We start from the raw sequence: 25,171 nt of genomic DNA, 5'->3' as shown, positions 1-25,171 counted from the left end.
TCACTTCCACCCTTCAGGACATCCCCATGAAAAAGCTTCTGCTTGCCGCCGCCCTGGCTGCCGCTTTCGCGCTGCCCGCCCAGGCCCTGACCTTCGAAGGCGCCATCACCCAGGGTGGCACCACGGTCACCGACTACAGCGGCGTGAGCCTGCTGTCCTTCGACATCGACTTCGCGAACACGCTGCCGGTGCAGATGGAGTTCCGCGTCAGCGCCGAAGACCTGCTGCAACCCATCAACTTCAACGCCGTGCTGCGCAACTTCAGCGGCACCGGGATCGGCGGCTACCAGTTCACGCTGGACCGCGGCGTCTTCGCCACCGTGGGCACGGTGACGCGCCAGTTCGAGGGCAGCACCCTGGTCAGCGCCAGCGGGGGCAGCGCCACGCTGAGCTTCAGCTCGCTGGAGTTTCTGGACGTGGAGATCGGCAACGCGCTGGGCACCACGGCCGGCGCCGCCAACTGGACGCTCACCGGCCTGCAGGCCGGCGACCGCATCAGCTTCAGCGTGAGCGCGGTGCCGGAGCCCGGCACCTATGCGCTGATGCTGGCCGGCCTGGCGGCGGTGGGCTTCATCGCGCGCCGACAGCGCCGCGGCTGATCACAGGCTGGCGCCTCCGGCGCGCGGCTGTCTCACGCTGGGGTGCGTGCTCACCACACGCACCGTGTAGCCGCGGCCGGCCGCGTGGTCGGCCACGCACTGCAGCACCAGCGGGCTGCGGTGGCGCGCAGCGCTCTCGCGCACCTCGGCCAGCGTCATCCACAGCGTGCGCACGATGCCGCTGTCCAGTGTGCGGCCGGGCAGTTCATCGCCCACCGTGCCGCTGTAGGCGAAACGCACATAGGTGATGTCTTCTTCGGCTGCGCCTTCGTGGCCCGGCCGCTGGAAGCGCGCGAGGTACACGCCCAGCAGTGCCGTGGGGCTGAAGACACGGGCCGTTTCTTCCAGGGCCTCGCGCACCACGCCTTGTTCGGGCGATTCACCCGGCTCCAGGTGGCCTGCCGGGTTGTTGAGCTTCAGGCCCTCGGGCGTTTGCTCCTCCACCAGCAGGTAGCGCGCGGGTGCGCCGCCGTCGCAGATGACGGCGGCCACGGTGACGCTGGGGCGCCAGCGCTCTTCGCTCATGGCTGCGCCCCTGGTGCCGGCTGGTCCATCAGGCACCGGCCTTCACCTTCAGGCGCCAGGCGTGCAACAGCGGCTCGGTGTAGCCGCTGGGCTGGGCCTCGCCCTTGAACACCAGGTCGCTGGCGGCCTGGAAGGCGGCGCTCTCCTTGAAGCGGCCGGCCATGGGCCGGTAGGCCTTGTCGCCTGCGTTCTGCTTGTCCACCACCTTGGCCATGCGCTTGAGCGTGGCCTTCACTTCCGCCTTGGTGACGACGCCATGGCGCAGCCAGTTGGCCATGTGCTGGCTGCTGATGCGCAGCGTGGCGCGGTCTTCCATCAGGCCCACGTTGTGGATGTCGGGCACCTTGCTGCAGCCCACACCCTGGTCGACCCAGCGCACCACGTAGCCGAGGATGCCCTGGGCGTTGTTGTCGAGCTCCTGCTGCTTCTCGGCGTCGGTCCACTTGGCCTTCTTCACCACGGGGATGGTCAGCAGGCCGGTGAGGAGCGCTTCGCGTTCGGCATCGGCATCCACCTTCTCCAGGCTCTTCTGCACCTTGGCCACGTCCACCTGGTGGTAGTGCAGCGCGTGCAGGGTGGCGGCGGTGGGGCTGGGCACCCAGGCGGTGTTGGCGCCGGCCAGCGGGTGCGCGATCTTCTGCTGCAGCATCGCGCCCATCATGTCGGGCATGGCCCACATGCCCTTGCCGATCTGCGCCTTGCCGCGCAGGCCGCACTGCAGGCCCACCAGCACGTTGTTGCGCTCGTAGGCGGCGATCCACTCGCTGGTCTTCATGTCGCCCTTGCGGCGCATCGGGCCGGCGCGCATGGCGGTGTGCATCTCGTCGCCGGTGCGGTCGAGGAAGCCGGTGTTGATGAAGGCCACGCGGCTGGCCGCGGCGGCGATGCAGGCCTTCAGGTTCACGCTGGTGCGGCGCTCTTCGTCCATGATGCCCAGCTTCACGGTGCTGTCGGGCAGGCCCAGCAGCTTCTCCACGCGGCCGAAGAGCTCGGCCGCGAAGGCCACCTCGGCCGGGCCGTGCATCTTGGGCTTGACGATGTAGACGCTGCCCTTGCGGCTGTTGACGATGTTCCGGGCGCCAGCAGCGCCCTCGGACGATTTCTCGCCGTTGCGCTTCAGGTCGTGCAGCGCGATGGCGGTGGTGATCACCGCGTCCATCAGGCCTTCCGGAATCTCCTGCGCCTGCTCGCCCCACAGGATGGCGGGGTTGGTCATCAGGTGGCCCACGTTGCGCAGGAAGAGCAGGCTGCGGCCGTGCAGCACCACCGGCTCGCCCTTGGGGCCGGTGTACGTGCGGTCGGCGTTGAGGCCGCGCGTGAAGGTCTTGCCGCCCTTGCTGACCGGCTCGGTCAGCGTGCCTTTCAGGATGCCCAGCCAGTTGCGGTAGGCCAGCACCTTGTCGTCGGCGTCGACCACGGCCACCGAGTCTTCGAGGTCGAGGATGGTGGACAGCGCGGCTTCCAGCACGAGGTCGCTCACGCCGGCGGCGTCGCTGGCGCCGATGGCGGTGCTGCGGTCGATGCGGATCTCCAGGTGCAGGCCGTGGTGCACCAGCAGCACCGCGCTGGGCGCGGCGGCATCGCCCTGGTGGCCTGCGAATTGCGCCGGCGACTTCAGGCCCTGCGTGCTGCCGTCCTTCAGCGTGACCTGCAGCGCGCCGTCCACCACCGCGTAGCCGGTGCTGTGGACGTGCGAGCCCTTCTTCAGCGGCGCGCAGCGGTCGAGCACGTGGCGCGCGTACTCGATGACCTTGGCGCCGCGCACCGGGTTGTAGGCCTCGCCGTTCGGGCCGGCCTTGGTGGCGCCGTCGGTCTCGGGCAGCGCGTCGGTGCCGTAGAGCGCGTCGTAGAGGCTGCCCCAGCGTGCGTTGGCGGCGTTCAGCGCGTAGCGCGCGTTGGTGATGGGCACCACCAGCTGCGGTCCGGCCTGCAGCGCGAGTTCGGCGTCGACGTTCTTCGTGGTGGCCTTCACCTTCTCGGGCACCGGCACCAGGTAGCCGATCTTCTCGAGGAAGGCGCGGTACTTGGCCATGTTCTTGATCGGGCCAGGGTGCTTGGTGTGCCAGGCGTCGAGCTCGGTCTGCAGGCGGTCGCGCTCGGCCAGCAGCGCCGCGTTCTTCGGCGCCAGGTCTTGCACGATCTGGCTGAAGCCGGCCCAGAAGGCCTCGCGGTCCAGGCCGGTGCCGGGCAGGACTTCGTCGTCGATGAAGCGGGCCAGCGGGTCGGCCACTTGCAGGCTGTGGAGGGTGGTGCGCATGGTGAGGTTCAGGGTTCGAGGGAGCAGAAAGGAAAAGCGGATTCAGGGGAAAGCGACGGCCGCCCTGGCGGTGCGTGGCTTGCCCAGGCAGGCCAGCACCTCGCGCAGGCTGCGGCCGGTGAAGTGCGGCGCCGGGCCCAGGCGCTCGGCCGGCGCGCCGCTGCGGTTGACCCACAGCGTGCTGTAGCCGAACCAGGTGGCGCCCAGGGCGTCCCAGGCGTTGCTGCTGACGAAGAGGATCTCGCGCGCCGGGAGGCCCAGTGCGGCCGGGCCCAGGGCGTAGGCCGCGGGGTCGGTCTTGTAGCGGCGCACCGGGTGCACGCTGAGCACGGGCGAAAGCAACTCGGCCAGGCCGGCACTCTTCACGGCCACGGCCAGCATCTCGGGGTCGCCGTTGCTCAGGATGCCGGCCGGGATGCCGCGCGCCTTCAATTCGGCCAGCACTTCGCGGTTCTCGGGGAACAGGCTCAGGTGCCGGTACTCGTTCATCAGCCGTTCTTCGGCCGCCGGCGTGAGGTCCAGACCCAGCCTGTCGGCACCGTGTTGCAGCGCGGCGCGCGTCAGTTCCCAGAAGGGGCGGTAGTGGGCCTCGGGTTGGCCGCTCATCGTGACCAGGCGCGTGTATTCGATCTGCTTCTCGCGCCACAGCTGGCTGAGCGCCGCGCCCTGGCCCGGGAACAGCTGCTCGGCAGCCAGGGCCACGCTGTGCACGTCGAAGAGCGTGCCGTAGGCGTCGAAGAGAACAGCCCGAATTTTCATGCAGGCACTCTATTCGATATGCCCGGCGGCATTAAGCGCATCGAATGTCATGGATTTGTGCGTTGAATGTGCATAATCAGGCGCATGGCCCGTTTGAAGCAGATCGAGTCCTTCGTTGCCGTCGCCACCAAGGGCAGCCTCACGGCGGCCGCCTTGGCCGAGGGTGTGGCGCCGGCGGTCATCGGCCGCCGCATCGATGCGCTGGAAGAGCGTCTGGGCGTGAAGCTGCTGGTGCGCACCACGCGCCGCATCACGCTCACGCACGAGGGCAGCGCCTACCTGGAGGACTGCCAGCGCATCCTGGCCGATCTGGCCAGCGCCGAGGCCAGCGTCAGCGCCGGCGGTGTGAAGGCCAGCGGCCACCTGCGCATCACGGCGCCTGCCGGCTTCGGGCGACGACACGTCGCGCCGCTGGTGCCGCGATTCGTGGCCGAGCACCCCGAGGTCAGCCTCAGCCTGAACCTCAGCGACCGGGTCGTCGACATCGTGAACGAAGGCTTCGACTGCGCCGTGCGCGTGGGCGACCTGCCCGATTCCAGCCTCGTCAGCGTGCGCCTGGCCGACAACCGGCGCCTGTGCGTGGCCACGCCCGAGTACCTGGCCCGGCGCGGCGAGCCCGCCTCGCCCAGTGAATTGATGCGGCACGATTGCCTCACCCTCAGCAGCGACGCCAGCCAGACGCGCGGCTGGGCCTTCCAGGTGGACGGCGAGGTCACGCACCTGCGCCCCAGCGGGCCGCTGGACTGCAGCGACGGCCAGGTGCTGCACCACTGGTGCCTGCAGGGCCTGGGCATCGCCTGGCGCAGCACCTGGGAGGTGGAGCGCGACATCGCCGCCGGCCGCCTGAAGGCGGTGCTGGAGAGCTTTGCCGCGCCGCCCAACGGCATCTACGCCGTGTTTCCGCAGCGCAAGCACCTGCCGCTGCGCGTGCGCCTGTGGATCGATTTCCTCAAGCACAGCTACGGCGACCCGGGCTACTGGTCGGGCGCCACCGGCGCTGGCAGCGCAGCCTGAGCGTGAACCGGCCATGAAAAAGGGCGCCCGCAGGCGCCCCGGTTCATGCGTGGAAGCTGGGTTTCACTTCTTCGGCGCGGCGGCCATGTCGGCCTCGCACTTCTTCATGAAGCTGGTCTTGGCGGCGCCGGCCAGTGCCTTGCCGTTCTTGTCCACGGCCTTGGCTTCGCAGGCGCTGCCGCCCATCTCGCTTTCGCACTTCTTCATGAAGCTGGTCTTGGCGGCACCGGCCAGCGCCTTGCCGTTCTTGTCAACCGCCTTGGCTTCGCAGGCCGCGTTCGCGGCAAAGCTCTGGCTGGCGAACAGCGCGCAGACGGCGAACAGGGCGATGTGCAGGGTCTTCTTCATGCGGGAACTCCTCTTCCGTGTTGAATGGCTTGGCAGGGTGCCGGTGCCCATTTCAACAGCGAAGCGCGCGCCCGGCTACCCGTGAACGCACCAGGGGTGCGGCGGGCCGACCGGCCGCGGGCCCAAGCGGCCGAAAAACCCGCTACAGGATGCGTCGCGGGTGGGCCAGCGCCTCGTGCGCCGCATGCAGCCGCCGCACCAGCACGCCGATGAAGGCCTTGTCGAAGAGGCTGCGCGTGGCCAGCGAAAGCTGGTTCAGCGTCTCGGGGGTGAAGCTGAGCGTGGTGGCCTGCTGTGAGACGAGGATGTCCACCGTGTGCACGCGCAGTTCGCGGTTGGGCGCCAGGTAGGCCATCTCGCCCACGGTGCTGCCTGCGCCGATCTGCGCGGCCAGCTTGCCGTCGCGGTACACCTCCACCTGGCCTTGCGTGACGATGTGGAAGGCGTTGCCTTCGTCACCCTTCCTGAAGAGCGCCTGGCCGTAGGTGTAGCGCTGCCACTTGGCGCGGTGCACCACCTCCCAGATCTCGACGTCGCCGAAGTCGGCGAAGAAGTCGAGCGAGCGCAGCAGCGTGAAGCGCTCGGAATCCAGCACTTCCTGCAGCGGGCCGCGGCTGAACAGCTGGTCCTGGCCCAGCGCCGACAGCGCCTTGGCGAACTCTTCCCAGCTGGCCGGTCGCAGCTCGCGTTCCTTGGCCAGGCTGCGCTCGATCAAGGCCTGCAAGCCCGCAGGCACGCCCTCGCGCAGCGTGCCCAGCGGCGGCGGTGTGCCGTGGTAGATCTGGTGCATGATGGCCTGCTGCTGCTGCGCATCGAAGGGCGGGCGCCCGGCGATGAGGTGGTACAGCACGGCGGCCAGCGAATAGATGTCGGCGCGGCAGTCCAGCGCATCGCCATCCAGCTGCTCGGGCGACATGTAGGCCAGGCTGCCCACACGGTAGATCTGCGTCTGCTCGGCGGTCTGGTTGAAGACGCTGCCGAAGTCGGTCACCTTGATCTGCAGGATCTGGTCGCCGTCCATCTGCGTCAGCAGGTTGGCGGGTTTCACGTCGCGGTGGATCAGGCCCTGGCGGTAGCAGTAGCCCAGCGCCATCGCGCACTTGAAGCCCACTTCCAGCACCTGCGGCAGCGGCAGCAGCGCGTCGGCGCGGCAGAAGCGGCGCAGCGTGCCGCCGGGCACGTACTCCATCACGAGGTAGGGCGCGTCGGTGTCGGCCACGGCGTCGAGGATCTGCACCACGCCCGGGTGGTGCAGCCGGCCCACCAGCGCGGCCTCGGCGGCGAAGAAGCGCTGCTGGAAGTGCGATTCGCGCGAGTTGGGCAGCACGCCCGGGCGCACGCGCTTGATGGCCACCGAGGTGCCGGTGAAGGGGTCGTCGGCGAGGAAGACCTCGCTGGTGGCACCCTCGCCGATCTTGGCCTTCACCAGGTACTTGCCGATGTGGTCCGGCAAGCCGGCCTCCACCGGCCCGGCTGCGTGGGCAGGGTGGGGGGCGATGGTGACGGGCGTGGGCGACATGGCAGGGCGGCATGACACCGGGGCGCCTGCCTGCGTTCATTCTCGGCGGCGGGCTGGGCTGGCGGTGCCGGCATCAGGGCCGGGATTGCCGGCCAAATGCGCAACCAGCGGCGGCCCCGAACAGGCCGAAAAGTAGAATCGGTCGATGATCCAAGCCAAGCAAGAGTTGCAGCAGGCCCTGCAGGCCGCCTTGGGCGAACTGGCCGCAAACGCCGGTGTCGCCGCGCCCGTGGCGGCTTTCGAATCGCCCAAGCAGGCCGCACACGGCGATCTCGCCATCACCGCCGCCATGCCGCTGGCCAAGGCGCTGAAGAAGAACCCGCGCGAGATCGGCGAAGCCCTGGTGCGCGCGCTGAACGCCACGCCCGCCTTCCAGCGCTGGGTGCAGGCGCTGGAGATCGCCGGCCCCGGCTTCATCAACCTGCGCCTGGCGCCCGCCGCCAAGCAGGCCGTGGTGCACGAGGTGCTGGCGGCCGGCACGGCCTACGGCCAGCAGCCCGCGCAGGCGGGCCAGCGCGTGATGGTGGAGTTCGTCTCCGCCAACCCCACCGGCCCGTTGCACGTGGGCCACGGCCGCAACGCGGCCCTGGGCGACACCATCAGCAACCTGCTCGCCACGCAGGGCGCGCAGGTGCAGCGCGAGTTCTATTACAACGATGCCGGCGTGCAGATCAACAACCTGGCGCTGTCCACGCAGGCGCGGCTGAAGGGCTTCAAGCCCGGCGAGCCCGGCTGGCCCGAGAGCGCCTACAACGGCGAGTACATCGCCGACATCGCCGCCGATTTCGCCGCGAAGAAGACGGTGCGTGCCGACGACCGCGAATTCACCGCCAGCGGCGACGTGGACGACCTCGACGGCATCCGCCAGTTCGCGGTGGCCTACCTGCGCCACGAACAAGACCTCGACCTGCAGGCCTTCGGCGTGCGCTTCGACCACTACTTCCTGGAAAGCAGCCTCTACAGCAGCGGCCGCGTGGAAGACACCGTGCAGCGCCTGGTGGCTGCCGGCAAGACCTATGAAGAAGGCGGCGCGCTGTGGCTGCGCACCACCGAGTACGGCGACGACAAGGACCGCGTCATGCGCAAGCAGGACGGCACCTTCACCTACTTCGTGCCCGACGTCGCCTACCACCTCCACAAATGGGAGCGCGGCTTCACGCAGGTCATCAACGTGCAGGGCACCGACCACCACGGCACCGTGGCGCGTGTGCGCGCGGGCTTGCAGGCGGTGGGCTTGGGCATCCCCCAGGGCTACCCTGACTACGCCCTCTACAAGATGATCCTGGTGATGAAGGACGGCCAGGAGGTCAAGCTCTCCAAGCGCGCCGGCAGCTACGTCACGCTGCGCGACCTCATCGAGTGGACCAGCCGCGACGCGGTGCGCTTCTTCCTCATCAGCCGCAAGAGCGACGCCGAGTTCGTGTTCGACATCGACCTGGCGCTGAAGGCCAGCGACGAGAACCCGGTCTTCTACGTGCAGTACGCCCATGCGCGCATCTGCTCGGTGCTGGCGGCCTACGCCGGCGTGCGCGACTTCGCCGCGGCCGACCTCTCGCTGCTGACCGCGCCCACCGAAGCCGCGCTGATGCTCAAGCTGGCCGACTACCCCGCCATGCTCACGCGCGCTGCCGCCGACCTGGCGCCGCACGATGTGACCTTCTACCTGCGCGAGCTGGCCGCGGCCTTCCACAGCTACTACGCGGCCGAGCGCTTCCTCGTCGACGACCCGGCCCTGGCCCGCGCCCGCATGGCGCTGCTGAGCGCCACCGCGCAAGTGCTGCGCAACGCGCTGGCCGTGCTGGGGGTCTCGGCCCCCGAGGCCATGTCGCGTGAGGCGGCTCCGGCTGTCGAAGGAGCACCGGCATGAAGCACAGCGCGCGCCGCCGTCAGCGCGGCGGCTTCGTGATGGGCCTGGTGGCCGGCCTGCTCGTGGGCCTGGCGCTGGCCTTGGCCGTGGCGCTCTACATCACCAAGGCCCCGGTGCCCTTCATCGACAAGGTGCCGCAGCGCACGGCCGAGCAGGACAAGGCCGAGATCGAGAAGAACCGCAGCTGGGACCCCAACGCGCTGCTCGGCGGCAAGCCGGCCAAGCCGCTGGCCGACCCGGCTGCGGCCTCGGCGGCAGCCGCGGCCTCGGCCGTGGCCCTGTTGCCGCCCGTGGTCGCCTCGGGCCCGACGGCCAAGCCGGCCACGCGCGATCCGGCGGCCATCCTCGCCGGCGCGCCCACGCCAGCGGCCACGCCGCCTGGCGCGAAGCCGGCGGCCGAGCCCTTCGTCTATTTCGTGCAGGCTGGCGCCTACACCCGGCCCGAAGATGCCGAGCAGCAGAAAGCCAAGCTGGCCATGCTGGGGCAGGAAGCCAAGGTCAGCGAGCGCGAGCAGGCCGGGCGCGTGGTGTACCGGGTGCGCATCGGCCCTTTCCCCACGCGTGAGGTGGCCGACGACCTGCAGGGCCGCCTGCAACAGCAGAGCATCGAATCGCAGATCGTGCGCGTCGAGCGCCCCTGAGAGACCACGGCGTTCGCAGACGCGGCACACTCCACCTCGAGCAGCAGTGCAGGAACTCGGCCGCCGCGGCCGGGTCCACCCAGGCCCGAACCTCCCACGAAAGGACATTCATGAACCGGCGCGATTTCTCCACCCTTCTGGCCAGCGCAGCGGGCACGGGCCTGGCCCTCACCGGCGCCGGCTCGGCGTTCGCGCAGGGCGCGCCGGTGGAAGGCAAGGACTACGTGCGCCTGCAGACGCCCAGTGCCGTCACGGGCCTGGCCGCCGGCAAGAAGGTGGAGGTCATCGAGTTCTTCTGGTACGGCTGCCCGCACTGCTTCAGCTTCGAGCCCACCATCGAGGCCTGGAGCAAGCGCCTGGCGCCCGACATTCAGTTCCGCCAGATGCCGTTTGCCTTCATCGGCCCGGTGGAGCACCAGAAGCTGTTCTACGCGCTGGAAGAAATCGGCCAGCGCGAGGCGCTGCAGAAGCGCATCTTCAACGCCATCCACCTGGAGAACCGCCGCATCAACACCGAGGCCGACATCCTGAACTTCGTCGCCGCCAACGGCGTGGACCGTGCGAAGTTCACCGAAGCCTGGAAGTCTTTCGGCGTGAACACCAAGATCAACCGCGGCAAGCAGCTCTCCAACGCGTACAAGATCGACGGCGTGCCGGCCATCGGCGTGCAAGGCCGCTTCTACACAGCGCCCTCGCTGGCCGGCAGCAGCGAGCGTGCCGTGGCGGTGGCCGATTTCCTGATCCAGCGCGCCCGCCAGGGCACCTGAGCCGCGGCCCCGGCGGGGGCCTCGCGCGGTGTCTTTTCACGGCACCGCGCCCCAGCAGTGGCAAAACTTGTGGCTAGAATGGCCTGCAAGTTTCGTGCCGATTACATGCTGCTCTCTCGCCTCTCACTGTGCTGCCTGCTGCCTCTGGCCTTCGGCCCGGGCGCAGCGTGGGCGGCCAAGGCCGACCGCAGCCAACCCATCGTGATGGAGGCCGACCGACCGGGCACGCTGGACTACCAGCGCCAGGTGCTGGTCTTCAACGGCAACGCCGTCATCACCCAGGGCACCATGGTGCTGCGCGCCGACCGCATCGAGATGCGCGAGATGGCCGATGGCTACCGCGCCGCCAGCGCCATCGGCCTGCCCGGCAAGCCCGCCACCTGGCGCCAGAAGCGCGACGGCCCGGCCGACGAAGTGGTCGAAGGCAGTGCCGAGCGCATCGAGTTCGACGGCAAGGCCGACACGCTGCGCTTCATCGGCAACGGCGCCGTGCGCCGCCTGCGCGGGGGCAACGTGGTCGACGAGATCAACGGCGCCACCATCGTGTGGGACAACCTCGCCGAGGTCTTCAAGGTGGAAGGCGGCGCCGTGACGCCGGCCAACCCCAGTGGCCGCGTGCGCGTGACACTGACGCCGCGTGCCGAGGCGGCCAGCGCGCCGCCGGCCCCGGTCCCGGCCGCGCTGCAGCCCAGCCGCACCCTGCCTTCGCCGCGCTGATGGAAGCGGCCGAGGCTTCTGCCACCGCGGTGGCCACGCCAGCGCCTGCCGCCGGCAGCCGGCTGGAGGCCACGGGCCTGCAGAAGAGCTACGGCGCGCGCATGGTCGTGAAGGAAGTGCACCTGGCCGTGGGCGCCGGCGAGGTGGTGGGCCTGCTCGGCCCCAACGGTGCGGGCAAGACCACCACCTTTTACATGGTGGTGGGCCTGGTGCGGGCCGACCAGGGCGAGATCCGCATCGACGGTCAGCCGGTGCAGGGCCTGCCCATCCACCACCGCTCGCGCCTGGGTTTGAGCTACCTGCCGCAGGAAGCCTCCATCTTCCGCAAGCTCACGGTGGAGGAGAACATCCGTGCCGTGCTGGAACTGCAGCGCGGCGCCGATGGCCGGCCGTTGAAGGCGGCGGTGATCGAGGACCTGCTCAACGGGCTGCTGCACGACCTGAGCATCGAGAAGCTGCGCGACTCGCCGGCCCCGGCGCTGTCGGGTGGCGAACGCCGGCGTGTGGAGATCGCGCGCGCCCTGGCCACGCAGCCGCGCTTCATCCTGCTGGACGAGCCCTTCGCCGGCGTCGACCCCATCGCGGTGATCGAAATCCAGAAGATCATCCAGTTCCTGCGCTCACGCGGCATCGGCGTGCTCATCACCGACCACAACGTGCGCGAGACGCTGGGCATCTGCGACCGCGCCTACATCATCAGCGACGGGCGCGTGCTGGCCGAGGGCACGGCTCAAGAGATCGTCGCGAACGCCGAAGTGCGCAAGGTGTATCTGGGCGAAAACTTCCGCATGTGATGGAGCCCCCAGCCTTGTCGCTACGCGCCTTCGGCACCCCCCAAGGGGGCTCACGCTGCGGTCCGGCAAAGCCGGCCCCGCGCGTGGGCTTGAGCGGGCTGCGGCCATGAAGCCATCACTTCAGGTCCGGCTCTCGCAGCACCTGGCGCTCACGCCCCAGTTGCAGCAATCCATCCGCCTCTTGCAGCTCAGCACGCTCGAGCTGCACCAGGAGGTGGGGCAGATGCTCGAGCAGAACCCCTTCCTGGAGACGGACGAAGAACTGCCGGCCAACCCCTTCGAAACACCGCTGGAGCGACAGGCCGTCGACCGCGTGGCCGACCGCACGGCCGATGCCGAAACCAGCAGCGATGCTGGCGAGAGCGGCGGCGACAGCGGCGGCGACACGGCTGCCGAGATCCGCGGTGACGAGTTCGGCACCACCGAGCGCGAAGACTGGGAGAACGGCACCGAGCGCGATGACTTCGACGGCATCCGCGAGACGCCGTCGTCCTCCGCCGCCACCGGCGAAGGCGACGAGCTCGATCCGCACGAGCGCCGCAGCAGCAGCGGCTCGCTCGAAGACCACCTGCGCCTGCAGGTGATGGGCATGCGCCTGTCGGCCCCCGACCAGGCCGCGCTGATGGTGCTGATCGAAAGCCTGGACGGCGACGGCTACCTGGCCGACCCGCTGGAAGAGATTGCAGAGCGCCTGGCCGAGATGATGGGCCTGCAGGACGACGAGGAAGCGCGCGCCGACCTCGCCGACCGCCTGCGTTGCGCGCTGAAATGGCTGCAGAGCCTGGAGCCTGCGGGCGTGGGCGCGCGCAACCTCGGCGAATGCCTGAGCCTGCAGCTGCTGCAGACGCCGAAGTGCGCCGCGCGCCAGCTGGCCTTGCGCATCTGCGACCAGTACCTCGAACTGCTGGCCCGCCGCGACATGAAGCGCCTGACCGCGCTGACCGGCTGCGATGAAAACCTGGTGCGCCAGGCGCAGGCGCTCATCCGCCAGTGCGAGCCCAAGCCCGGTCGGCCCTTCGGCAACGCCGAGGCCACCGTGGTGGTGCCCGACGTCATCGTGCGCAAGAGCGGCCGCGGCCTGGCCGTGGTGCTGAACCCCGACGTGATGCCCAAGCTGCGCATCAACGACCTGTACGCCGCCGCCGCGCGCGGCCAGCGCGGCAATGCCGCCAACCCGGGCCTCAGCTCGCGCTTGCAGGAAGCACGCTGGTTCGTGAAGAACATCCAGCAGCGCTTCGACACCATCCTGCGCGTCAGCAAGGCCATCGTCGAGCGCCAGAAGGCCTTCTTCACGCACGGCGCCATCGCGATGAAGCCGCTGGTGCTGCGCGAGATCGCCGATGAACTGGGCTTGCACGAAAGCACCATCTCGCGCGTGACCACGGCCAAGTACATGGCCACGCCGCAGGGCACCTTCGAGCTGAAGTACTTCTTCGGCAGCAGCCTGAACACCGAGGCCGGCGGCAACGCCAGCAGCACGGCAGTGCGCGCGCTGATCCAGCAGTTCGTCACCGCCGAAGACCCGAAGAAGCCGCTGTCCGACAGCCAGCTCTCCGACATGCTGGAAGAGCAGGGCATTCAGGTGGCGCGGCGCACGGTGGCGAAGTACCGCGAGTCGCTGAAGATCGCGCCCGCTTCCTTGCGCAAGGCCATCTGATGCCGGGCCTCTTCCTGCCCTGCGCCGGTGGCGTGGAAGCGCTGCTGGCCGACGAAGTGCAGCGCATCACCGGCACCACGGCAGAGGCCACGCGCGGTGGCGTGTGGGTGGAAGGCGATGCGCGCACGGCGATGCGGCTGAACCTGGAAAGCCGCCTGGCCACGCGCGTGCTGTGGCCCTTGATCGACGGCTACTACCGCGACGAACACGACCTCTACGAACTGGCGCGGCGCGTGCCCTGGGGCGAATGGATCAGCCCGGCGCAGACGCTGCGCGTGGACGTGAGCGCGCAGCGGTCACCGCTGCAGAGCCTGAACTTCGCCGCGCTGCGCATCAAGGACGCGGTCTGCGACACGCTGCGCGAGCAGACCGGCGAGCGGCCCAGTGTCGACACGCGCCGGCCCGACCTGCCCATCGCGCTGTTCGTGGGCCCGGAGCACGCCACGCTGTATGTCGACACTTCGGGCGAGGCGCTGTTCAAGCGCGGCTGGCGTGAAGACACCGGCGAAGCGCCGCTGAAGGAAACGCTGGCCGCGGCCATGCTGGCGGCCGCCGGCTGGCAGGGCCGCGCCGAGGACGGCCCGCTTTTCGACCCCTGCTGCGGCGCCGGCACCATCGCGGTGGAAGCGGCGCAGATGGCCTGCGGCATCGCGCCCGGCGGTCAGCGGCGGTTTGCCTTTGAGCGCCTCTTGCCCTTCCGCGCCCACATGGCCGCCTGGCGCGAGATGCAGCAGGCCGCGCAGGCGCGTGTGCACGCGCCGGCTGTGGCCGTGTACGCCGGCGACGTGAGCTTCCGCATGACCGACTTCGCCACCCGCAACGCCGAGCGCGCCGGGGTCTTGCAGGCCATCGATTTCAAGACCGCCGATGCCCTGCAGCGCCCACCACCGGCCGAGCGCGGCGTGATCCTGATGAATCCGCCTTACGGCGAGCGCATCGCCCCGAAAGGCCAAGGCACGGCCACGGCCCGCGAAGGCTTCGAAGGGGGCGGCAGCTCCGCCGAGTTCTTCGGTGCGCTGGCTGCGAACTGGAAGCGCCAGTACCCGGGCTGGACGGCCTGGCTGCTCAGCCCCGACATGAAGCTGCCGGGCCTGATGCGGTTGAAGGAGAGCCGCCGGGTGCCGATGTGGAACGGCCCCATCGAGTGCCGACTCTTCCGCTTCGACCTCGTGGCGGGCACCCACCGGGGCTAACGCAGCACCGGCAGCGCCGCCACGCGGCGGTCGATCTCCTGAAGCTGCGCCTCGTAGGCGGGCGCGCCCACGCCGCCGAAGCGTTTGACAAAGCTGGCCTCGTCCATGAACTCGGCCAGGTCCTGCCAAGGGGGCATCACGTCGCCGTCCCGCTGGGCTGCGGCCAAAGCCGCCTGCAGGCGCTGCGGGTCGCGCACGGCCCGTTCACCCAGGCGGATGCCCGCGCGGTTGGCCGCCATGTCGTTGAAGCTGAAACCGCTGCCGCCGCGTGAATCGGCCAGTTCCTTGTACACGCCGATGGCGCGCGACAGCGGGCTGGTGCCCTCGGCCGCCAGGGCCGCCGACACCAGCAGGTGGCGCGGAAAGTCGGCGCGGCCGTCCAGCGTCACCTGCATCGGGCGCGGTTGTGGCCAGTTGCGCGCTGCCGGCAGCAGCGCGCCCATGGTGCGGCCGTTGACGTAGAGCGTCAGCACCACCAGCGCCGCGCGGTTTTCGGCCGCGGCGTCGGCACCGGGGGCCGCGCTGCGTTGGCGCGCCAGCGCGAACAGGGGCGCCAGCACGCCAGGCAGGGGCACCGACCAGCCCGGCGACTGGCGCGCCGTCACCGCGGCCAAGTGCTCGGCATAGACCCGCAAGCGCTGCTGCTGGTCGGGCGGCACCAGCCCGCCCAGCAGGCGCTCGGAGCTGTCGTCCTGCCAGGCATAGACCACCGCCAGTTGCTGCGCGCCGAAACTCACGCGGCGCACCACCTCGCTGGCGGCCTGCCATTGCGGCTGCAGGCCGGCCCGTTCGGCGGCCCAGCGCAACAGCTTCTCGCCGGCCCAGGCGGGCAGGGGCAGGCGCCCCACCTGCAACTCGTCCAGCGCGGGCAGGCCGCCCGTCTCGCGCAGGCGCAGCTGCACGTTCAGCCAACGGCCGAAGGGGTTGGCCGGCAGGTGCAGGCTGGCCTTCACGAGCGCGCTGCCGCGCTGCAGGCTCACGCTGCCGGCCGAGGGCGCGTGGCGGCGCAGCGCGGCCTGGTTGAGCAGCACCTCCACGTCGCGCTCGCTCAGGCGCAGCGCGCTCACGCGGCCTGGCGTGGCGCGCCGCGGGTCGTGTGCGCGCACCAAGGCCAGTGCACGGGCCACGTCCTCGGCCACCGGTTCGGCCTGCAGGCTGACCGAGGGCTCGGCTTGCAGCGCCGCCACCACCGCCACCAGCACCGCCAGCCCGGCCAGCAGCGGCACGGCCGCTGCGGCGAGCATCCATTTCTTCATGCGCCGAGTCTGCCACCAGGGGCGCACCAGCCGCCGTGGGCCTCGGCACCGCGGGGCATAATTCCACGCTGAACTTCCGGAGGAATGCCTTGGAAACGGCCCAGGAACCCGCCTCTGCGCGCTAGCCGTCCTGGCCGGCTGCCACGCGGCCGGGCGAGACGGCACCCCAGCCGCCCCTCTCGCAGCCCCCGCCCCGGCGCCCCCGCCCGGGCCCCTGTTTCGGAAGTTGCCACATGCTCAACGTCTTCACGCTGGCCCAGGGCCGGCTGGTCCAGGCCGAGATTTCCCAGCTCGACGCGCTGGCGCTGCTGCAACCGGTGTGGGTGGACCTGGAGAGCCCCACCGAGGAAGAAAAGGCCTGGGTGCACCAGTGCTTCGGCCTCAGCATCCCGGCCGGCGTCATCGACGACGACCTCGAAGAGTCGGCCCGTTTCTACGAAGAAGACAACGGCGAGCTGCACATCCGCTCCGACTTCCTGGTGGACGCCGATGACCCCGCCAAGGGCAGCGAAGCCCAGCCCGCGCGCAACGTGCGCGTGGCCTTCATCCTCTCGAAGAACGTGCTGTTCTCCATCCACGCCGAAGACCTGCCCGTCTTCCGCCTGCTGCGCCTGCGCGCGCGGCGCATCCCGGCGCTGATCGAAGACGCCAAGGACGTGCTGCTGAAGCTCTACGACGCCGATGCCGAGTACAGCGCCGACCGCCTGGAAGGCATCTACGACGGGCTGGAGAAGGTCAGCGCCAGCGTGCTGACGCAGGACGTGAACGACCAGGTCGCCGGCGCCGCGCTGACGGCGATCGCGCGCGAGGAAGACCTGAACGGCCGCATCCGTCGCAACGTGATGGACACACGCCGCGCCTTGAGCTTCATGATGCGCAGCCGCATGCTCAATGCCGAGCAGTTCGAGGAAGCGCGTCAGATCCTGCGCGACATCGACAGCCTGGACAGCCACACCGCCTTCCTCTTCGACAAGATCAACTTCCTGATGGACGCCACCGTCGGCTTCATCAACATCAACCAGAACAAGATCATCAAGATCTTCTCCGTGGCCAGCGTGGCGCTGCTGCCGCCGACGCTGATCGCCAGCGTCTACGGCATGAACTTCGAGCACATGCCCGAACTGAAGTGGCAGTACGGCTACGCGCTGGCCGTCGGCCTGATGGTGTGTTCGGTGGCCGCGCCCTTCCTCTACTTCAAGCGCAAGGGCTGGTTGCGGTAGCCGCCTGCAACGGCGCGCAACAGGCGGTCTCGGCGTCGCATCCTGCGCACAACTCCGCAGGGCTTCGTATGCCAGGAGGCGAAGGCATCGTGTAACCTCGTCGCGTTGTGCCGGCAATCCGGCACCCGTCTCTTCGAGGCCGCCAAGAACATGCAGATCACACCGAAGACGCCGGCAGCCCTGATGCTGCGCCGTGCCCTCTTGGGCGCCGCCATGGCCGCGGGTGCGTTGGCCGCCACGCCGGCCCTGGCCCAGTTCAGCATGGTGCCGGCGCCGCTGTGCACGCAGCCCAAGGAATCGGCCACCGAGGGTGAGCGCGAGTACCGCGTGGACGCCGCCAAGCACCTCTACGCCTGCTACCCGATGCGGGTCTACCGCGGCAAGCTGCCGCCGCTGCTGTACGGCGTGATGATGGTCGAGACCGAGATCGACGCCACCGGCCAGGTGGTCAACGTCAGCGTGGTGCGCAAGCCGGCCGCCGAGGAGGTGGCGCCCTGGGTCATCGCGATGATCAAGCGCGCCGCGCCCTTCCCGGTGCCTGCCAAGCAAGCGGGCGGCACGGTGAAGTACACAGAGACCTACTTCGTCGACAAGTCCGGGCTGTTCCAGGCCCAATCGGTCACCGAAGGCCAACGCTGAACTTTGAGCCCCCAAGCTCGCTGGCGCTCGCTACCCCCCGAGGGGGCCGTCCGCCAACGGCCCGGCGGAGCCGGTTCCGTGGCGGGAAGCTTGATGCAATGGCATCCCTTCAGCTGTTCACGCGGCGCTTGAGCCAGCGCATCAAGGCGCCCAGCACGGGCAGCTTCTCGTAGAGCTCTTCGGCCACGTCCCAGTAGTCGCGGTGCAGCTCGATGCGGCCGTCTTCGGCCAGGCGCAGGTGCGAGGCGCCGCGCACCACCAGCGGCGGCTGCGCCCTGCCTTTCAGGCCGAAGACGAAGTCCCAGGTCAGGAAGCACTGCCGGCCCTGCACCACGGCCTCGTGCACCCTGAAGCGCGGCGCGTCCAGCGTGCGGAACATGTGCTCGAAGATGGCCGTGATGGCCGGCACGCCCTGCACCTCGTTGAAGGGGTCCTTGAAGCGCGCGTCTTCGGTGTAGATCTCCGCCAGCTGTGCCAGGCCCTGCGGCGACAAGGCCTCGTAGGCCTGCACGATGGCGGCGATGCGCGGGTCGGCGTGGCGCGGCGTGTTCACAGGCCGGTGGAGCGGCGCACGGCCGCGAAGTAGGGGCCGTAGCCCAGGTGGCGCAGCGCGTGCATCCAGAAGGTGAAGCGCTTCGGGAAGTGGATCTCGAACTCGCCCTTCTTCCAGCCGCGCAGGATCTCGCGCGCAGCGTCTTGAGGCGTGATGAGCGCGGGCATCTTGAACTGGTTCTGCGCGGTGAGCGGCGTCTCGACGAAACCCGGGTTGATGACCGACACGCCGATGCCCTGCGGCTGCAGGTCGAGGTACAGCGTCTCGGCCAGGTTGATGAGCGCGGCCTTGGTCGGCCCGTAGGCCAGGCTCTGCGGCAGCCCGCGGAAACCCGCCACGCTGCTGACCAGGCTGATGTGGCCCGCGTCCTGGCCGGCTTGGGCCTGGGCCTGCAGCACAGGCAGCACGGCATCGAGCATGTAGAGCGCGCCGACGTAGTTCACCTGCACGTGCTGCAGCGCCACGTCGAGATCGAAAGCCGGGGCGCGCATGGGCTTGTAGGTGCCGGCGCAGTACATCGCCAGGTCGATGCGGCCGTGCACGCGCGCGATGTGCTGGGCGGCGTCGCGCAGGGCTTCGCGATCGGTGGCATCCAGCGCGATGGCGTCGCTGCCCGGGTGTTCGCTGACGAAACGGTCCAGCGCCTCGCGGCCGCGCGCGGAGACGACCACGCGCGCGCCGGCGGCGTGCAGCGCGGTGGCCGTGGCGCGGCCGATGCCGGTGGAGGCGCCCACCAGCCAGGCGGTCTTGCCCGTCCAGCGCTCGATCCGGGGGTTCAGGGCCATCTTGTTCTTTTCAGGGTTTGTAGAAGGACAGGGTCACTTCGCCAAGGTAGATGCCGAACTTGCTCATCACGGCCTTGTTCAGCATCACCTTGTCGTCCATCAGGAACATCCAGTCGTCGAACTGCACCTCGTAGACCTTGCCGTCCACCGGCAGGCTGAGCGTGTAGCGCCAGTTCAGCGCGTTGCCGGCGCTGCGGCCTTCGGCCACGCCCACCACGTCGTCGGCGCGGCCGGTCCAGCGGCCGTTGCCTTCGTCGGTGAGCTTCCAGACGCGGCGCTCGGTCTTGCCGTCGCTGTAGGTGAAGCGCTCGTCGAGCACGCCCTGGTTGCCGTTCCAGGTGCCCGTCATCTGCACCGTGAAGCGGCGCACCACCTTGCCCGAGCGGTCGGTGAAGATGCCGTGCGCCACCATGGGGCCATTGAAGTAGGTCTTGAGATCGAGCACCGGCTTTTCGGCGGCGTAGTCGGCCGGTGTGGGCGCCGAGGCGCAGCCCGCCAGCAGCGCGGTGGTGGCCGCGAAGGCCGCGGCCAGGGTGATCAGGCGTCGTTTCATCGGGGTGTTTCCTTGCGCAGCCAAAGCGCCCACAACAGGCTGGCCGCCGCCAGCTTCAGCAGGCAGGGCAGCAGACAGTAGGCCAGGGTCAGGGCCTGCAGCGCTTCGGCGTCGCGGGCCCCGGGGGTGTAGCCGAAAGCGCCCAGCAGCGGCAGCGCCACGCCGGCGGCCAGGGCCAGGTTGAGCTTGGTGGCAAAGTTCCACCAGCCGAAGTAGGCGCCCTCCAGCTGCTGGCCGTGGCCGGCACGCTGGATCACGCCGGCCAGCAGCGCGCCGGGCAGCGTGAGGTCGGCGCCCAGCGCGATGCCACTGGCGATGCACACCGCGGTGTAGGCCGCCACGTCGCCCGCGCCCAGCAGCGCGGCCCAGGCGAAGGAGGCGATGGCCAGCACCATGCCCGCCAGCCAGGTGCGTGCCAGGCCGAAACGCGCCACGCCGCGCAGCCACAGCGGCATGCTCAAGGCGCCGGCGGCGAAGTAGCTGGCCAGGAAGAGCGGCTCGAAGGCAGCGGCCTGCAACCGATCACGGATGAAGAACAGCACCAGCGTGGCCGGCACGGCACTGGCGACGCCGTTGACGAGGTAAATGGCCAGCAAGCGCTTGAAGGCCGGCGTGCGCAGCGGCGCCCACAAGGCCGGCGCGCTGGCGGTGGTGACCTGCGGCCTGGGCGCGCGCGCCAGCAGCGCCACGCCCAGCGCCAGCGTGAGCGCAAAGACGGCGGTGGTCACGGACAGCCCCGCCACCGAGGGCAGCACGCTGGCCACCAGCACGCCCAGCAGCGCCAGGCCTTCGCGCCAGGAGACGATGCGCGCACGCTGGCCTTCGTCGCCGCCCAGGCGCGCACCCCAGGCCTGGTGCAGCACGCTCAGCACGCTGTAGCTGAGGTAGGTGAGGGCCAGCAGCGCGGCGCACCACAGCAGCAGCGCTGGCTGGCCGGCGGCGCCGGCCGTCGTGTCCACCGCCGGAAAGAAGAGCCCGCGGAAACCGAGTGCGCAGAGCAGCGCCGCCAGCACCGCGGCCAGCAGCACGGCGCGCGCCGAGCGGGCGAACCAGCCGTCGACCAGGCGGCCGATCCAAGGGTCGGCCACGGCATCGAGCAGGCGCGCGCCCAGCAGCAGCGCACCCAGCGTGGCCAGCGGAATGCCGAACTCGGCGGCGTAGTGGTTGGGCAGCACCACGTACAGCGGCAGCGCCACGAAGGCCAGTGGCAGCCCCAGGCTGCCGTAGGCCAGGCCCTGGCCCCAGCCACCGCGCCAGGCGGGCGCTGCGCCGGCAGTGGTCACGGGGCGCTTCTCGCGGTCTTCAGGCCCAGCAGCTGTTCACGCATCGCGGGCTCGGAGGTGCGTGGCGAGAGCCAGATGCCAAAGAACAGGCGGGCGAAGGCCACCTCGCGCAGTTCGCCGCGCAACTGACCGTTGAGGAAGAAGCGCGCACCCACGCCGGGCAGGTTCACGCCGGTGATGCGGTCGCCGGGCTTCACGTCGGGGAAGAGCTGCTGCATGTTGCCCAGCCAGCGCTCGCCATCGATGGCGCCGATCTCGCCCTGGCGCGCCATCTCCTTGAGCGAACGCTCGGCGATGGCACTGCCCTTGAGGTTGCGCAGGTACTGCAGCTCCAGCGCGAAGGGCACGGCCTGCCAGTCGGGCCCTGGGGTGGCCACGCCAGCCCAGAGCCGCGCGTCGTAGACGCGCAGACCCATGAAGCGCAGCGTGCCGCTGCCCAGCAGCCGCGCGCCGGTGATCTCGGCCGCCACCTCGGCCGGCCCGCCTGCCGGCGGCGGCGATTGCGCCCACACGCCGCCGGCGCCCAGCAGGGGCAGCGCGGCGGCGGCCAGCAGCCACTGGCGGCGGGCCGGCTTCATGGCGTGCGGCGCAGCGTGAACTGCATGACGTTGGTGTTCCCGGTGTCGAAGGCCGCTTCGCAGTAGGCCAGGTAGAACTCCCAGATGTGCATGAAGCGCTGGTCGAAACCGAGCTGGCGCACCTGCGGGTCGTGGTGCAGGAACTGCGCGCGCCAGCGGCGCAGCGTCTCGGCGTAGTCGGGGCCGAAGGCGCATTCGTTCACCACCTCCAGGCCGGCCTTGGCGGCCTCGGCACGGAAGGCCTGCGGGCTGGGCAGCAGGCCGCCAGGGAAGATGTACTGCTGGATGAAATCGGTGCCGCGCACGTAGCGGTCGAAGAGGTCGTCGCGGATGGTGATGGTCTGGATGCAGGCGCGGCCGCCGGGCTTGAGCTGGCTGCGCAGCGTGCTGAAGTAGCTGCCCCAGTACTCACGGCCCACGGCCTCGAACATCTCGATGCTGCAGATGGCATCGAAAGGCCCGTCGGTGATGTCGCGGTAGTCCTGCAGGCGCAGGTCGGTCTTCTCGGCCAGGCCGTGCCGCGCCATGCGCTCCTGCGCGAACGCCAGTTGCTCGGTGGACAGCGTCACGCCCGTGACGTGCGCACCGAACTCGGCCGCGCCGCACTCGGCCAGCGCGCCCCAGCCGCAGCCGATCTCCAGCACGCGCTGCCCCGGCTGCACCTCGCACTCGCGCAGCGCGCGGCGCACCTTGGCCCGCTGCGCCTCGGCCATGGGCTTGGTGAAGTCGCCTTCGAACAGCGCGCTGCTGTAGTTCATCGTCTCGTCCAGCCACAGGCGGTAGAACGGGTTGCCGATGTCGTAGTGCGCGTGGATGTTCTTGGCCGAGCCGCGCCGCGAGTTGCGGTTCATCAGGTGCTTGATGCGGTAGGCCAGGCGCCCCCACCAGGTGCCGTAGACCACCGATTCCACCGCGTCGCGGTTGGCGATGAAGAGCTTGAGCAGCGCCGCCAGGTCGGGCGTGGTCCAGTGGCCCTCGATGTAGCTCTCGGCGAAGCCGATGTCACCGCTTTTCAGCGCGGCGGCGCAGACGTGCCAGTCGTGCAGGCGCAGCGCAGCCCGCGGTTCGGGCTGCGTTGCCGAGCCGAAGCGCGCCTGCGAGCCGTCGGGCAACTGCACGTCCAGCGTGCCGGCGCGCAGCTGCTTCATCAGCGAGAACACGGCACGCGCGGCGGCCGGTGCCGTGTCGGGCAGTGCGAAGGCTTGGTGGGCGGTGGTGGAGGCGGAGTTTGAACGCATGGCCGGCGGTCTCTGCAAAACGAAGGTAGGGGTGGTACGCAGGGGCGGGCGGGGTGGATGCCTGGCGCGCTTCAGCGCGAGACGAACCCCTCGGGCGGTGCTGGTTTGCTGACGAAGGGCACGCGCTTGAGCCAGAGCTTCAGCGCCTGCCAGTGGATGCGCGCCAGCACGCCCAGCGTCATCAGCGGCATGCCGAAGAACGCGGCGCGCACGGACGCGGCGTTCAGCGGCGCCAGGTGCCCCGAAACGCTGGTGAGCAGCAGCGCGCCTTGTTCGTCGTCGTGGTCGACACGCGCCACGCAGCGATCGGCCGTGCGCATGAAACGGAAGCGGTACTGGCCCGTCACATGGCAGAAGGGCGACACATGGAAGACCTTGCGCGCGCGCAGTTCGCGGCCGTAGCCCAGACCGGGGCCCGCGAGCAGGTAGCAGTGGCGCTCGCCGAAGGTGTTGTTGACCTCGGCCACTTGCGCCGCCAGCGAGCCGTCTTCGCGGTGGCAGTGCCAGAAGCTCACGGGCTTGAACACGAAACCCAGCACGCGGGGGTAGGTCTGCAGCCAGACTTCACCGGTGGCGTCGTGCACGCCCTCGCGGGCCAGCAGTTCGTCCAGCCAGGCCAGCGCGTCGCGGCGCCCGTCGCCGTGGTCGGCGTCGTGGAAGCTCAGCAGGCCGAAGCGGTTGCGGCGCAGTGCCGGGCAGGGCTGCGTGCGCAGGCTGCGCATGGGCAGCATCACGAAGTAGGTCGGGTAGGCGAAGGCGTTGGCGGCCGGGCGCAGGCGGCGGTGCCGCACCGTGCCAGTGGCCAGCAGGGCCTGGGGCTGAAGCGGTGCCGTCATGCGCTCAGGGCCTCGGCACGCTCTGCCGGTTGAGAAGCCCAGGCCTGGCGAACGCGCGAGACGATGTCCAGCGCCGACATCAGGCCGTCTTCATGGAAGCCGTAGCGCGTCCAGGCGCCGCCGAACCACACGCCGCCGGTGCCCTGCACCGCGGGCAGGCGCTGCTGAGCGGCCACGGCAGCGCGGTCGAAGACCGGGTGGCTGTAGTCGAAGCGGCCCAGCACCTTGTCTGCCGCAGGCATGTGCGCCGGGTCGGGGTTGAGCGACACCACCACCGGCTGCGTCCAGGGCAGCGGTTGCAGCTGGTTGATCAGGTAGTGCAGGCACACGGCGGCCTGCTCGCGGCCGGTGTCGGCGGCGCGGGCGTAGTTCCACGCGGCCCAGGCCAGCTTGCGGCGCGGGAGCACGGCTTCATCGGTGTGCAGCACGGCATGGTTGGGGTGGTAGCGCACGGCGCCCAGCACTTCGCGTTCGGCCGGGGTGGCGTCGGCCAGCATCGCGAGGCTCTGGTCGCTGTGGCAGGCCATCACCACGGCGTCGAAGGTCTCGGTGCCGCTGTCGGTGGCCACGGCCACGCCACCGCCGGGCAGGCGCCGCACGCTGCGCACGGGGGTGTTCAAGCGCGCATCGGCCACGCTCTTCAGCAGCTTCGCCACGTAGTGCTTGGCGCCGCCGCGCACCGTGTACCACTGCGGCCGGTCGGCCACCTGGATCAGGCCGTGGTTGTGGCAGAAGCGGATCATCGTGCCGATGGGGAAGCGCAGCATCTGGTCGGTGGGGCAGCTCCAGATGCAGCCGATCATCGGCAGGAAGTACCACTCGCGGAAAGCCGCGTTGAAGCCGTGCTCGTCGAGGAAATCGTCGATCGGTTGCGCCAGTTCACCTTCGGCGTTGCGCAGGGCGATGGCGGTGGTGAGCTTGTTGAAGCGCAGGATGTCGCGCAGCATGCCCAGGAAGCGCGGCTTGAAGAGGTTGCTGCGCTGCGCGAACACCGTGTTGAGGTTGTTGCCGCTCCACTCCAGCCCGTTCTGGCGCACCTGCACCGAGAACGACATGTCCGACGGCGCCGTCTCCACGCCGTGTTCGGCGAAGAGCTTCACCAGGTTCGGGTAGGTGCGGTGGTTGAACACCAGGAAGCCGGTGTCCACGCCATGCGTGACCGGCCCTTGCGGCGTGGGCAGCGTGATGTCGACGGTGTGCGTGTGGCCGCCGAAGTAGCTGTCGGCCTCGAACAGCGTGACGCGGGCGTCCCTGGAGAGCTCGTGCGCGCTGGCCAGCCCGGTGATGCCCGAGCCGATGACGGCCACCCGCTTCATGCCCGGCCCCCCTGGCGAATCAGCGGGGCACCGCAGCGCGCGGTGCCCCGGTCTGTAAAGGCTGCTGTGCGGCGCCCCGGGGCCAACGAGGGAGGGAGGGAGGAGGAGGAGAGAGACCCCGGGATTTCGGCCGGCACTGCCGACGGTCCGCACAACAGAAAAATCAGCATTCAGTTCAGCCTTGAGAGTGAATCAACGCCGAACTGCAGCGTGAGAAGCCTGTGGTGAAGAAAAGTTCCAGGGTGCCGGCCCCGCTC

The 25,171-nt window shown here is 69.9% G+C and carries 25 protein-coding genes; 11 read left to right on the top strand and 14 right to left on the bottom strand.

Translation table 11 applies throughout. The annotated features are described in order from the left end of the window. The first annotated feature begins 26 nt into the window (after nucleotides 1-26). A complete protein-coding gene (locus EOE66_RS00520; RefSeq protein ID WP_128226748.1) occupies nucleotides 27-599 on the top strand; it encodes a PEP-CTERM sorting domain-containing protein in 573 nt (190 codons plus the stop codon). Here EOE66_RS00520 and EOE66_RS00515 read toward each other — a convergent pair whose 3' ends face one another. The 3 genes from EOE66_RS00515 to EOE66_RS00505 are packed head-to-tail and all read right to left on the bottom strand — an operon-like array spanning nucleotide 600 to nucleotide 4,140. Continuing rightward, a complete protein-coding gene (locus EOE66_RS00515; protein WP_128226747.1) occupies nucleotides 600-1,124 on the bottom strand; it encodes an NUDIX domain-containing protein in 525 nt (174 codons plus the stop codon). 28 nt (nucleotides 1,125-1,152) lie between these two features. Beyond that, entirely contained in the window at nucleotides 1,153-3,381 is a 2,229-nt protein-coding gene (locus EOE66_RS00510; RefSeq protein WP_128226746.1) for a malate synthase G, read from the bottom strand. A gap of 42 nt (nucleotides 3,382-3,423) precedes the next feature. Next, a complete protein-coding gene (locus EOE66_RS00505; protein WP_128226745.1) occupies nucleotides 3,424-4,140 on the bottom strand; it encodes a haloacid dehalogenase type II in 717 nt (238 codons plus the stop codon). 84 nt (nucleotides 4,141-4,224) lie between these two features. Between EOE66_RS00505 and EOE66_RS00500 the strand changes: the two genes are divergently transcribed. Next, nucleotides 4,225-5,154, top strand: coding sequence for a LysR family transcriptional regulator (locus EOE66_RS00500; protein ID WP_128226744.1), 930 nt, complete (start codon nucleotides 4,225-4,227; stop codon nucleotides 5,152-5,154). Nucleotides 5,155-5,217: 63 nt separating this feature from the next. Here EOE66_RS00500 and EOE66_RS00495 read toward each other — a convergent pair whose 3' ends face one another. Then, on the bottom strand, nucleotides 5,218-5,502 hold the full coding sequence (locus EOE66_RS00495; protein WP_128226743.1) for a hypothetical protein: 285 nt from the start codon (nucleotides 5,500-5,502) through the stop codon (nucleotides 5,218-5,220). 142 nt (nucleotides 5,503-5,644) lie between these two features. Then, nucleotides 5,645-7,021 (bottom strand): serine/threonine-protein kinase, encoded by a 1,377-nt coding sequence (locus tag EOE66_RS00490; RefSeq protein WP_128226742.1) that lies wholly within the window; start codon nucleotides 7,019-7,021, stop codon nucleotides 5,645-5,647. 145 nt (nucleotides 7,022-7,166) lie between these two features. Between EOE66_RS00490 and argS the strand changes: the two genes are divergently transcribed. The 7 genes from argS (at nucleotide 7,167) to EOE66_RS00455 (ending at nucleotide 14,657) form a co-directional block, all read left to right on the top strand. Beyond that, a complete protein-coding gene (gene argS / locus EOE66_RS00485) occupies nucleotides 7,167-8,888 on the top strand; it encodes an arginine--tRNA ligase (protein ID WP_128226741.1) in 1,722 nt (573 codons plus the stop codon). Then, nucleotides 8,885-9,529: an SPOR domain-containing protein gene (locus EOE66_RS00480; RefSeq protein ID WP_128226740.1), complete on the top strand. Its 645-nt coding sequence runs from the start codon at nucleotides 8,885-8,887 to the stop codon at nucleotides 9,527-9,529. The genes argS and EOE66_RS00480 overlap by 4 nt, the downstream gene beginning before the upstream one ends. A 110-nt stretch (nucleotides 9,530-9,639) precedes the next feature. Next, nucleotides 9,640-10,296 (top strand): thiol:disulfide interchange protein DsbA/DsbL, encoded by a 657-nt coding sequence (locus EOE66_RS00475; RefSeq protein ID WP_128226739.1) that lies wholly within the window; start codon nucleotides 9,640-9,642, stop codon nucleotides 10,294-10,296. Nucleotides 10,297-10,401: 105 nt separating this feature from the next. Then, a complete protein-coding gene (lptA, locus tag EOE66_RS00470) occupies nucleotides 10,402-11,013 on the top strand; it encodes a lipopolysaccharide transport periplasmic protein LptA (protein WP_128226738.1) in 612 nt (203 codons plus the stop codon). After that, nucleotides 11,013-11,807 (top strand): LPS export ABC transporter ATP-binding protein, encoded by a 795-nt coding sequence (gene lptB, locus EOE66_RS00465; RefSeq protein WP_128226737.1) that lies wholly within the window; start codon nucleotides 11,013-11,015, stop codon nucleotides 11,805-11,807. The genes lptA and lptB overlap by 1 nt, the downstream gene beginning before the upstream one ends. A 106-nt stretch (nucleotides 11,808-11,913) precedes the next feature. Then, nucleotides 11,914-13,464, top strand: coding sequence for an RNA polymerase factor sigma-54 (locus EOE66_RS00460; protein WP_128226736.1), 1,551 nt, complete (start codon nucleotides 11,914-11,916; stop codon nucleotides 13,462-13,464). Then, nucleotides 13,464-14,657: a THUMP domain-containing class I SAM-dependent RNA methyltransferase gene (locus tag EOE66_RS00455; protein WP_164884945.1), complete on the top strand. Its 1,194-nt coding sequence runs from the start codon at nucleotides 13,464-13,466 to the stop codon at nucleotides 14,655-14,657. The genes EOE66_RS00460 and EOE66_RS00455 overlap by 1 nt, the downstream gene beginning before the upstream one ends. Here the strand turns inward: EOE66_RS00455 and EOE66_RS00450 are convergent. Continuing rightward, on the bottom strand, nucleotides 14,654-15,913 hold the full coding sequence (locus EOE66_RS00450; protein WP_128226734.1) for a YfiM family lipoprotein: 1,260 nt from the start codon (nucleotides 15,911-15,913) through the stop codon (nucleotides 14,654-14,656). The genes EOE66_RS00455 and EOE66_RS00450 overlap by 4 nt on opposite strands. Before the next feature lie 233 nt (nucleotides 15,914-16,146). On the opposite strand from EOE66_RS00450, the gene corA reads away from it, so the two are divergent. Both corA and EOE66_RS00440 read left to right on the top strand, forming a co-directional pair. Further along, on the top strand, nucleotides 16,147-17,133 hold the full coding sequence (gene corA, locus EOE66_RS00445; protein ID WP_128226733.1) for a magnesium/cobalt transporter CorA: 987 nt from the start codon (nucleotides 16,147-16,149) through the stop codon (nucleotides 17,131-17,133). A 150-nt stretch (nucleotides 17,134-17,283) separates the two neighbouring features. Beyond that, entirely contained in the window at nucleotides 17,284-17,772 is a 489-nt protein-coding gene (locus EOE66_RS00440; protein WP_128226732.1) for an energy transducer TonB, read from the top strand. Between the two features lie 109 nt (nucleotides 17,773-17,881). On the opposite strand, the gene EOE66_RS00435 is transcribed toward EOE66_RS00440, so the two are convergent. The 8 genes from EOE66_RS00435 to EOE66_RS00400 form a co-directional block, all read right to left on the bottom strand. Beyond that, entirely contained in the window at nucleotides 17,882-18,325 is a 444-nt protein-coding gene (locus tag EOE66_RS00435; protein ID WP_128226731.1) for a nuclear transport factor 2 family protein, read from the bottom strand. Beyond that, entirely contained in the window at nucleotides 18,322-19,110 is a 789-nt protein-coding gene (locus EOE66_RS00430) for an SDR family NAD(P)-dependent oxidoreductase (RefSeq protein ID WP_128226730.1), read from the bottom strand. The genes EOE66_RS00435 and EOE66_RS00430 overlap by 4 nt, the downstream gene beginning before the upstream one ends. Nucleotides 19,111-19,120: 10 nt before the next feature. After that, on the bottom strand, nucleotides 19,121-19,663 hold the full coding sequence (locus EOE66_RS00425) for a DUF3833 domain-containing protein (RefSeq protein WP_128226729.1): 543 nt from the start codon (nucleotides 19,661-19,663) through the stop codon (nucleotides 19,121-19,123). Then, on the bottom strand, nucleotides 19,660-20,946 hold the full coding sequence (locus EOE66_RS00420; RefSeq protein ID WP_128226728.1) for an MFS transporter: 1,287 nt from the start codon (nucleotides 20,944-20,946) through the stop codon (nucleotides 19,660-19,662). The genes EOE66_RS00425 and EOE66_RS00420 overlap by 4 nt, the downstream gene beginning before the upstream one ends. Beyond that, nucleotides 20,943-21,524 carry a chalcone isomerase family protein gene (locus EOE66_RS00415; RefSeq protein WP_128226727.1) on the bottom strand — a complete coding sequence of 194 codons (582 nt, stop codon included), beginning with the start codon at nucleotides 21,522-21,524 and terminating at the stop codon, nucleotides 20,943-20,945. Before EOE66_RS00415 ends, EOE66_RS00420 begins: the two co-directional genes overlap by 4 nt. After that, a complete protein-coding gene (locus tag EOE66_RS00410) occupies nucleotides 21,521-22,762 on the bottom strand; it encodes an SAM-dependent methyltransferase (protein WP_128226726.1) in 1,242 nt (413 codons plus the stop codon). Before EOE66_RS00410 ends, EOE66_RS00415 begins: the two co-directional genes overlap by 4 nt. A gap of 71 nt (nucleotides 22,763-22,833) precedes the next feature. Beyond that, nucleotides 22,834-23,598, bottom strand: a complete 765-nt coding sequence (locus EOE66_RS00405; protein WP_128226725.1) for a DUF1365 domain-containing protein — start codon at nucleotides 23,596-23,598, stop codon at nucleotides 22,834-22,836. Continuing rightward, nucleotides 23,595-24,914 (bottom strand): NAD(P)/FAD-dependent oxidoreductase, encoded by a 1,320-nt coding sequence (locus EOE66_RS00400; protein WP_128226724.1) that lies wholly within the window; start codon nucleotides 24,912-24,914, stop codon nucleotides 23,595-23,597. Before EOE66_RS00400 ends, EOE66_RS00405 begins: the two co-directional genes overlap by 4 nt. Between the last annotated feature and the right edge of the window lie 257 nt (nucleotides 24,915-25,171).

Origin of the sequence: Rubrivivax rivuli (assembly GCF_004016505.1) — a bacterium.
In the GTDB taxonomy this organism is placed as follows: Bacteria; Pseudomonadota; Gammaproteobacteria; order Burkholderiales; family Burkholderiaceae_C; genus Rubrivivax; species Rubrivivax rivuli.
The sequence above is the reverse complement of the archived record's forward strand: the minus strand, read 5'-3'. Positions and strand labels throughout refer to the sequence as shown.

Excerpts from the sequence above, each read along its gene's own strand:
- EOE66_RS00490 (WP_128226742.1), bottom strand. The coding sequence starts at position 7,021 with ATGTCGCCCACGCCCGTCACCATCGCCCCCCACCCTGCCCACGCAGCC.
- argS (WP_128226741.1), top strand. The coding sequence starts at position 7,167 with ATGATCCAAGCCAAGCAAGAGTTGCAGCAGGCCCTGCAGGCCGCCTTG.
- EOE66_RS00430 (WP_128226730.1), bottom strand. The coding sequence starts at position 19,110 with ATGGCCCTGAACCCCCGGATCGAGCGCTGGACGGGCAAGACCGCCTGG.
- EOE66_RS00455 (WP_164884945.1), top strand. The coding sequence starts at position 13,464 with ATGCCGGGCCTCTTCCTGCCCTGCGCCGGTGGCGTGGAAGCGCTGCTG.
- EOE66_RS00520 (WP_128226748.1), top strand. The coding sequence starts at position 27 with ATGAAAAAGCTTCTGCTTGCCGCCGCCCTGGCTGCCGCTTTCGCGCTG.
- EOE66_RS00480 (WP_128226740.1), top strand. The coding sequence starts at position 8,885 with ATGAAGCACAGCGCGCGCCGCCGTCAGCGCGGCGGCTTCGTGATGGGC.
- EOE66_RS00475 (WP_128226739.1), top strand. The coding sequence starts at position 9,640 with ATGAACCGGCGCGATTTCTCCACCCTTCTGGCCAGCGCAGCGGGCACG.
- EOE66_RS00425 (WP_128226729.1), bottom strand. The coding sequence starts at position 19,663 with ATGAAACGACGCCTGATCACCCTGGCCGCGGCCTTCGCGGCCACCACC.
- EOE66_RS00400 (WP_128226724.1), bottom strand. The coding sequence starts at position 24,914 with ATGAAGCGGGTGGCCGTCATCGGCTCGGGCATCACCGGGCTGGCCAGC.
- EOE66_RS00505 (WP_128226745.1), bottom strand. The coding sequence starts at position 4,140 with ATGAAAATTCGGGCTGTTCTCTTCGACGCCTACGGCACGCTCTTCGAC.
- EOE66_RS00405 (WP_128226725.1), bottom strand. The coding sequence starts at position 23,598 with ATGACGGCACCGCTTCAGCCCCAGGCCCTGCTGGCCACTGGCACGGTG.
- corA (WP_128226733.1), top strand. The coding sequence starts at position 16,147 with ATGCTCAACGTCTTCACGCTGGCCCAGGGCCGGCTGGTCCAGGCCGAG.
- lptB (WP_128226737.1), top strand. The coding sequence starts at position 11,013 with ATGGAAGCGGCCGAGGCTTCTGCCACCGCGGTGGCCACGCCAGCGCCT.
- EOE66_RS00515 (WP_128226747.1), bottom strand. The coding sequence starts at position 1,124 with ATGAGCGAAGAGCGCTGGCGCCCCAGCGTCACCGTGGCCGCCGTCATC.
- EOE66_RS00500 (WP_128226744.1), top strand. The coding sequence starts at position 4,225 with ATGGCCCGTTTGAAGCAGATCGAGTCCTTCGTTGCCGTCGCCACCAAG.
- EOE66_RS00440 (WP_128226732.1), top strand. The coding sequence starts at position 17,284 with ATGCAGATCACACCGAAGACGCCGGCAGCCCTGATGCTGCGCCGTGCC.
- EOE66_RS00415 (WP_128226727.1), bottom strand. The coding sequence starts at position 21,524 with ATGAAGCCGGCCCGCCGCCAGTGGCTGCTGGCCGCCGCCGCGCTGCCC.
- lptA (WP_128226738.1), top strand. The coding sequence starts at position 10,402 with ATGCTGCTCTCTCGCCTCTCACTGTGCTGCCTGCTGCCTCTGGCCTTC.
- EOE66_RS00450 (WP_128226734.1), bottom strand. The coding sequence starts at position 15,913 with ATGAAGAAATGGATGCTCGCCGCAGCGGCCGTGCCGCTGCTGGCCGGG.
- EOE66_RS00410 (WP_128226726.1), bottom strand. The coding sequence starts at position 22,762 with ATGCGTTCAAACTCCGCCTCCACCACCGCCCACCAAGCCTTCGCACTG.
- EOE66_RS00495 (WP_128226743.1), bottom strand. The coding sequence starts at position 5,502 with ATGAAGAAGACCCTGCACATCGCCCTGTTCGCCGTCTGCGCGCTGTTC.
- EOE66_RS00460 (WP_128226736.1), top strand. The coding sequence starts at position 11,914 with ATGAAGCCATCACTTCAGGTCCGGCTCTCGCAGCACCTGGCGCTCACG.
- EOE66_RS00510 (WP_128226746.1), bottom strand. The coding sequence starts at position 3,381 with ATGCGCACCACCCTCCACAGCCTGCAAGTGGCCGACCCGCTGGCCCGC.